Source organism: Arthrobacter sp. Y3225116, assembly GCF_059091245.1.
In genome coordinates this window covers 1-7219 of sequence record NZ_JBNHGL010000147.1, presented here as the reverse complement: position 1 = coordinate 7219, position 7219 = coordinate 1, and the positions used below count along the sequence as shown (strand labels likewise).

At 69.0% G+C, this 7219-nt stretch carries 6 protein-coding genes and 1 tRNA gene; 5 read left to right on the top strand and 2 right to left on the bottom strand.

Annotation, left to right across the window (positions count from 1 at the left end; all coding sequences use genetic code 11):
• Positions 1 to 363, bottom strand: a 363-nt coding sequence (locus tag AC5RV2_RS12595) for a hypothetical protein (protein WP_494092609.1), incomplete at its 3' end; no start/stop codon positions are given.
• Between the two features lie 289 nt (positions 364 to 652).
• Positions 653 to 1348 (bottom strand): nicotinamide mononucleotide transporter, encoded by a 696-nt coding sequence (locus AC5RV2_RS12590; protein ID WP_494092608.1) that lies wholly within the window; start codon positions 1346 to 1348, stop codon positions 653 to 655.
• Between the two features lie 170 nt (positions 1349 to 1518).
• Between AC5RV2_RS12590 and AC5RV2_RS12585 the strand changes: the two genes are divergently transcribed.
• From AC5RV2_RS12585 to AC5RV2_RS12565, 5 genes are all read left to right on the top strand, one after another.
• The gene (locus AC5RV2_RS12585) at positions 1519 to 3309 is read left to right on the top strand and encodes an ABC transporter ATP-binding protein (protein WP_494092607.1); all 1791 of its coding nucleotides are present in this window, start codon (positions 1519 to 1521) and stop codon (positions 3307 to 3309) included.
• On the top strand, positions 3306 to 5114 hold the full coding sequence (locus AC5RV2_RS12580) for an ABC transporter ATP-binding protein (RefSeq protein ID WP_494092606.1): 1809 nt from the start codon (positions 3306 to 3308) through the stop codon (positions 5112 to 5114). The genes AC5RV2_RS12585 and AC5RV2_RS12580 overlap by 4 nt, the downstream gene beginning before the upstream one ends.
• Positions 5115 to 5268: 154 nt before the next feature.
• Positions 5269 to 5345: transfer RNA gene (locus AC5RV2_RS12575), tRNA-Pro, on the top strand.
• A 116-nt stretch (positions 5346 to 5461) separates the two neighbouring features.
• Positions 5462 to 6619 (top strand): FAD-dependent oxidoreductase, encoded by a 1158-nt coding sequence (locus AC5RV2_RS12570; protein WP_494092605.1) that lies wholly within the window; start codon positions 5462 to 5464, stop codon positions 6617 to 6619.
• A gap of 84 nt (positions 6620 to 6703) precedes the next feature.
• A partial coding sequence (locus tag AC5RV2_RS12565) for a hypothetical protein (protein WP_494092604.1) occupies positions 6704 to 7219 on the top strand: 516 nt, incomplete at its 3' end.

Sequence of the window (7219 nt, the reverse complement as noted above, 5' to 3'; positions counted from 1 at the left end):
GCGCCGCACCTGCTGTGGTCCGGACCTGTCCGGGTCAGCGGCGTCCACGCTCCCGGTGCTGATCGCCGCCGCCGGGTCCGCCCACTCCCCCGCCCCCACCGGAGAGGACGCCGAGGCATCAGACGTTGCGTGTTCCCCGTTGGCGGCGATGTCCGCCCGCTCCACCGCGTGGGCGCCGACCGCCTGCAGGAACTCCACCAGCTTCGAAACGCCCTCCACCGCCGCCACCGTGTTGGCCAGATCCCGGGAAGACAGGGACGACAACTCGGCCGGAAAACGGTCGGCGACATCCTGCAGCAGCACAAACGCCTGGTCCAGAGATGCTTCCATCTCCCCGGTGCGGTCCAACGGTGCAAGAGCCATACCACAATTTTATTCGTACGCACATTCGATAGCCATCAAAAGGGCCCAGTGTGTAGGACTAGTGCCCTGAGGCAGGGCATGTGGGTAACGATGCTCGGCCCCTCGCTCTCGCCTTTTGACCCTTATGAGCTTGCAACCCGCGAGAGTACGACGCCGGTTGGAAGGGCCAGCAAGCCGCCGCTAGCGCGATTGCCAAATCTGAACCGAGGTGCCAAGCCGAAGCGTGATGCCAAACGGAACCGCGATCCCAAGCGAAGGTGGCGCCAAGCCGAAGCACGGCACCGCGATGCTACGTCGAAGCGGCCGTCTCCGCATGCGCCTCGCGCCATTTGGACCAGCCGTACAGACTCAAAATTCCCAGCAGGACGGTGAACACGATGCCGTCCAGAGCAAACAGGACCTGCGGGTTTGCGTTCGCTGCCCCTCTGGCCAGCCCCATCAGCGAGAGGACGACGCCGATCCACCACGCTTCGATAACGCCGCGCGCGAGACCGAGGTACAGCAGCGGGGTCAGGAGGCTGACGACCGCTGTTTCAGCAATCGCCCACGGGTCCGCCATGAGCATCAGCATCATGGGCAGCACGTCTATGCCGAAGAAAAACAGGACGAGTGCGATCAGCCCGGCCGCGGCCAGCCAGTCGGACCGCTGGACCGGATGGACCGGAACCCCGCCGGTCGCCGGCTGCCCGCGCGACCGCTCCACCGGATGGACCGGAACCCCGCCGGTTGCCGGCTGCCGGCGCGACCGCCACCGCCACCGCCACCATCCGTAGGCGGCCACCGCAGGCAACACCAAGGCGGCCAGGCTAAATGAACCCGCCACGCCCATCAACACCATGGACAGGACCGGTTCCGCCAGCAGCACCAGCCAGCCGGCCGGCTTCCGCAGCACCAAGAGCAGGACGCCGGCCACCCGCAGCAGCGGAAAGAGCATTGACGTCCACAGGAACACCCCGAAGCCGTTCGCGACGTCCGTCAGATCCATGTTCGCCCCCGTTGGTGAATGGTTCCGCACAGCCTAGCAAGCATCGGTTTCCCAATGCGTCAGCCGCGTCGGCTCGGGCGGGCCCATGAGTGACCCGCGCCTCAATGCCGTCGCTAGGATAGTTGCTGCAGTACACGAAGCCCTCCGAACCACTGCGACGAATCGACCACATGACTGAGTTATCCCTTTGGCGCTCGATTGCCCGGCTCAAACACTATGTCCGACCCATCCTCCCCCGGCTGATCCTGGGATTCTTCAGCGCCCTCGGCGCCAGCCTGGTGGCGCTGGCCATTCCCCAGGTCTTGCGCGGCCTGGTGGACACCATCCACACCGGCGGCAGCCCCTCGGAAGTCTGGGGCCCCGCCGTCGTCATTGCCGTGTTGGGCGTGGCCGAGGCCGGCCTGGTGTATCTGCGTCGCGTGTTCGCGATCGCGCCCGCCACGGACGTGGAGATGGGCATGCGCACCAGCTTCTACCGGCACGTGCAGCACCTGCCGGCCGCGTTCCACGACCGCTGGGGCTCGGGCCAGCTGCTCTCCCGCGCCATGGCCGACCTGGGCCTGATCCGCCGTTGGCTGGCGTTTGGGTCGCTCATGCTGGTGGTCTCCTTCGTGACGGTGGTCGCGGGGCTGGCGCTGATGTTCGCGCTGAACCAGTTGCTGGGACTGATCTTCCTGGCCGCCGCCGTGCCCCTTGTCTGGCAGGGGTTCCGCTTCCGTACCGCGTTCGGCGCTTCCTCCCGGCTGAGCCAGGACCAGGCCGGCGACCTCGCCACCACCGTGGAGGAATCGGTGCACGGCATCCGGGTGCTCAAGGCCTTCGGCCGCGGCAAGTACGCGCTGGAGAACTTCCACGGGCAGGCCGAAGAACTGCGCCAGACCGAACTGGCCAAGGCCCGGACGCTGTCCAAGTTCCTCGCGACCGTCGTGTCGCTGCCCGATCTGGTGCTGGGCGCCGCGTTGGTCATCGGCATCATGCAGGTCTCCGGCGGGCACATGACCGTGGGCGACCTGGTCGCCTTCTTCGCCACCGCCGCCGTGGTGGCCGGTCCGGTGGAAGCGATCGGTTCCCTGATGGGCATGACGCTGACGGCGAAGACCGCCCTGGACCGGCACTTCGACGTGATGGATACGAAGAACACCATCATCGACCCGGAAGTACCCGCACCGGCCGGCCCCGTGCGCGGGGAACTGCGCCTGTCCGTCGTCGTCTTCCGGTATCCCGACGCCGCCGCGGACGCGGCCCCGGTTCTCGACGGCGTGGACCTGCACGTTCGCGCGGGCGAAACCCTGGCGCTGGTCGGGGTCACCGGCTCGGGCAAGAGCACCCTGCTGCAGCTGATCCCCCGGCTGTACGACGTCACCTCCGGCGCCGTGTTCCTGGACGGGACGGACATCCGTCATCTCCCGCTGGCCGAGCTGCGCGCCCGCGTGTCGGTGGCCTTCGAGGACTCCACGCTGTTCTCCACCTCGGTCCGGGACAACGTGCTGCTCGGTGCCCGTCCGGGCAGCGACAAGGACCTCCTCTCCCGGGCGCTCGAGGTGGCGCAGGCCGGGTTCGCCTACGACCTGCCGCAGGGCGTCCACACGCGGATCGGCGAGGAAGGACTGAGCCTGTCCGGCGGGCAGCGGCAGCGGATCGCGCTGGCCCGGGCCATCGCCGCGCAGCCGGCTGTGCTGGTGCTGGACGACCCGCTCTCGGCCCTGGACGTACGGACCGAAGAAGCGGTGACGCAGCGGCTGCGGGAAGAACTCCGCGGCACCACCACCGTGATCGTGGCCCACCGGCCCTCCACCGTGGCGCTGGCCGACCGGGTGGCATTGCTGCAGGACGGCCGGATTACGGCGGTCGGCAGCCACTCGGAGCTGCTGCGCAGCAGCACACACTACCGGTACGTGATCGCCTCGCTGGCGGCCGAACCCACCGTCGAAGACGTCCTGGACGCGAAGGAAGCCCGATGAGTTCCATGACCGGAGTCGCCGGCGAAGACAACATCAACCTGGACCAAACCGACCGCAAAGCCGTCAGGCGGCGCTCCCTGCGGCTGCTGGGCGAACTGGTGTCCCCGCACAAGCGGCTGTTCGCGCTCTCCATCGTGCTGGTGGTGGCCAGCAACGCCGCCCGGGCCGCCGGTCCGGTGCTGGTGGCCTTCGGCATCAACAATGCGCTGCCGGCCTTCACCGGCGGCGACACCATGCCCCTGGTGCTGGTCGGCGCCGCCTACGCCGCCGTCGCGATCGCCGGCGGATCCCTGCTGGCGGCCTACACCTACGTCACCGCCCGGCTCAGCCAGGCCATGCTGCTGGCCCTGCGGGTCCGGGTCTTCCGCCATACCCAGCGGCTGAGCCTGGAGTTCCACGAAACCTACACCTCCGGCCGGATCATCTCCCGGCAGACGTCGGACCTGGAGGCGCTGCGGGAACTGCTGGACAACGGCGTCACCCAGCTGACCTCCGGCGTGATGTTCATGCTCTTCACCGCCATCAGCATCGCCGGACTGGACTGGAAGAGCGGGCTGATCATCCTGGTCGCCGCCATCCCCATCGCCTTCGTCACCCGGTGGTACCAAAAGGGCTCCGAGCTGGCCAACCGGGCCTCCCGGGTGGTGTCGGCCCGGCTGATCGTGCACTTCGTGGAAACCATGACCGGCATCCGGGCGGTCAAGGCCTTCCGCCGCGAGCACGACAACTCCGAACGCTACAACGAGCTGGCCGCCGACTACCGCGGCGCGACCCTGCGGAACATCAGGTACTTCGGCGTGCTCCAGCCGGTGCTGAACGGCGTCGGCAACCTGACCGTGGCCGCGGTGCTGCTGATCGGCGGCTTCCGGGTGCTCGACGGCGACCTTGCCATCGGCACCCTGGTCGCCGTGCTGCTGGCCACCAAGCAGGTCTTCCGCCCCACCGAACAGATCGCCATGTTCTACAGCTCCTTCCAGTCCGCGGCCTCCGCGCTGGAGAAGGTCTCCGGGCTGCTGGAAGAAGAACCGACCATCGTTCCCCCGGCCCGGCCGGTTCCGCTCAAGGACGCCCGCGGCGCGATCCGGTTCCGCGATGCCGTCTTCGGCTACGGGGACGGCCGGGTGGTGCTGCCCAGGCTGGACCTGGACATTCCCGCCGGCCAGACGGTCGCCGTCGTCGGGCAGACCGGGGCCGGCAAGTCCACCGTGGCCAAGCTGATCGCCCGCTTCTACGACCTGACCTCCGGGTCGCTCACCCTGGACGGGATCGAGCTGCGGCAGCTGTCCAACGAAGACCTGCGCCGCGCCGTCGTGATGGTCACGCAGGAAGCGTTCCTATTCAGCGGCAGCGTCGCGGAGAACATCGCCCTGGGCAACCCGGAGGCGAGCCGCGCGCAGATCGAGGACGCCGCCCGCGCCGTCGGCGCCCACGAGTTCATCCTGTCGCTGCCCGAGGGCTACGACACCGACGTGAACAAGCGCGGCGGCCGCGTCTCGGCCGGACAGCGGCAGCTCATCTCCTTCGCGCGCGCGTTCCTGGCCGACCCGGCGGTGCTGATCCTGGACGAGGCCACCGCGTCGCTGGACATTCCCAGCGAGCGCCAGGTGCAGGAGGGCCTGCAGACGCTGTTGGGCAACCGCACGGCGCTGATCATCGCGCACAGGCTTTCCACCGTCGAGATCGCCGACCGGGCGCTGGTCATCCACGAGGGCCGGGTGGTCGAGGACGGCTCGCCGGCGGAACTGATCGCCGGCAACGGCCGCTTCGCCCAACTGCACGCCGCGTGGAGGGACTCGCTCGTCTGACAGAGCCCGGGTGTGACCGAGGCGTGGCCGGGCCGCCGTCTGGCCAGACCGAGGCCTGGCCGGGCCGCCGCCGATTTCTCCTTTGGGGGCTGTCTCCGCTATCCTTGAACAGTTGCTTTCGCGGCCGTCATGACGACGGCGGGGGCAACGGTATCGGGGTGTGGCGCAGCTTGGTAGCGCGCGTCGTTCGGGACGACGAGGTCGCAGGTTCAAATCCTGTCACCCCGACCAACCACGGAACTCCCGCTGCTCTTCGGAGCGGCGGGAGTTCTTGCTTTTCCGCCCCGGAACCGGTTTGTACCGGACGAAAGTTGTGAACCCGGCCCAAAAGCGGGAAGTATGGACCCATGGGGTCTCTGCAGCGCTCGGCGCTCATCGTAGGGGCCGGAATCGGCGGGCTCGCCACTGCGCGGGCCTTGCAACGAACCGGCTGGAAAGTCCACGTGGTCGAACGCGCCGGAACGCTGCAGCAGCTGGGCACCGGGCTGACGATCTGGGCCAACGGAACACGCGCCCTGCAGCGGCTCGGCGTGCTGGACGCCTTTGAAGAGGCCTCCCTCCCGGTCGGCGGCAGCTCACACGACCAGTTCGGCAACGTGCTGTCCACGTTCAGCAGCGACGACCTCCGGCGCCGCTACGGCCACCCGCTGCGTTCCATCCACCGCTCGGACCTCACCACGCTGTTGAACGACTCGCTCTACGTGAACACCGTGCATCTGGGCCTGCAGGCGGTGAAGTTCCGGCGCGATCCGCACGGCGGAACGGTCACGCTGAACAACGGCGGCTCCTTGCACGCGGACCTGGTGGTCGGCGCCGACGGCCTGCGCTCGCTGGTCCGCCACGACCTGGTCGGCGACGGCGCCCCGCGTGCCTCCGGAATCACCGCAATGCGCGCGGTCTGCCCGATCGGCGACCTCGATCCCGCCTGGCTGCCCTGGGGCGAGTCCTGGGGCAACGGGGAAGTCTTCGGCATGGTCCCGCTGCCCGGCGACCTCATTTACTGGTACGCCACCATGCCCAACCATGTGCTGGCGCAGGACGACGAGGTCCTCTGGCGCACCCTGGCCCTGCAGCGCTTCGAGGGCTGGCACCCGGCCGTCCGGGCGGTCATCGGCGCCACCAAGAGCCAGGACATCATGGCCCACGAACTGTTCGACCGGAAACCCGCCGCCGTCTGGTCCGGCAGCCACGCCACCCTGGTGGGCGACGCCGCGCACCCCATGCTGCCGTTCCTCGGCCAAGGCGCCGGCCAGGCCCTCGAGGACGCCGTCGCGCTGGCCGACGCTCTGAACGCCGACTGGAATATCACCACGGCCCTGCGCAACTACGAACGGGCCCGGGCGCCGCATACCGCCATGGTCGTCGAGCGCTCGCGCAAGATGGCGGCGATGGCACGGCAGCAGAAGCCGTGGAAGCAGAAGCTCCAGCGGACGTTGATCAGCAAGGCGCCGCAGGCCCTGGTCTTCAAGCAGTTGGACGACGTCGTCGGCCGCGTCCACAAGTGACCCGGGGCGCCGCGGCGCCCTCACCATTGACTCTGCCGGCGCCGCGTACTGGAATGGAAGATAACTCCGTCAGCAGGGGTGACGATGTTCCTCGCAGAGTTCGCGCAGCTGGCCGTGGCCACGGCCGTGCTGGCTGCCGTGGTTTTCCTGACCTCCTACGCGGTGGAACGCGGCCTGCGCCGCCGCCCCGACCCGGACACCGCGTTCTGGTACTGCTTCTCCGGGCTGTGCTGCGCCCTGGCCGTGGTGCTCGCCGCCGCGGTCGTCTTCCCGTCCGCCGTGCCGCTCTGGCTGCTGCTGGCTGCCGGCTGCGCCGCGCCCGCCGTCTGGCGGATCAGCCGTTCGGCCGCCGCCGCCATCCGCTACCAGGACAGCCGGGACTGGCATGAAGCCGCGGCCCGGCACGACGCCCTCCGGTCCCGCTGGCTGGCCTACGAACTGGATCCGGCGCTGGCCATCGATTACCCAGACATGTCGGACGTCTCGCGCCCGGCCACAGCTGCCATGCTGCGCGCCCTGAAACGTGCGGACGCGCTGCGTTCCCTTGGTCCGGCCGACGACGGCGGCGCCGGCTGCTATCCCGCGGCCGTCGCCGAAGCC

Coding starts and splice junctions, on each gene's coding strand:
- AC5RV2_RS12590 (WP_494092608.1), bottom strand. CDS start 1,348: ATGGATCTGACGGACGTCGCGAACGGCTTCGGGGTGTTCCTGTGGACG.
- AC5RV2_RS12585 (WP_494092607.1), top strand. CDS start 1,519: ATGACTGAGTTATCCCTTTGGCGCTCGATTGCCCGGCTCAAACACTAT.
- AC5RV2_RS12580 (WP_494092606.1), top strand. CDS start 3,306: ATGAGTTCCATGACCGGAGTCGCCGGCGAAGACAACATCAACCTGGAC.
- AC5RV2_RS12570 (WP_494092605.1), top strand. CDS start 5,462: ATGGGGTCTCTGCAGCGCTCGGCGCTCATCGTAGGGGCCGGAATCGGC.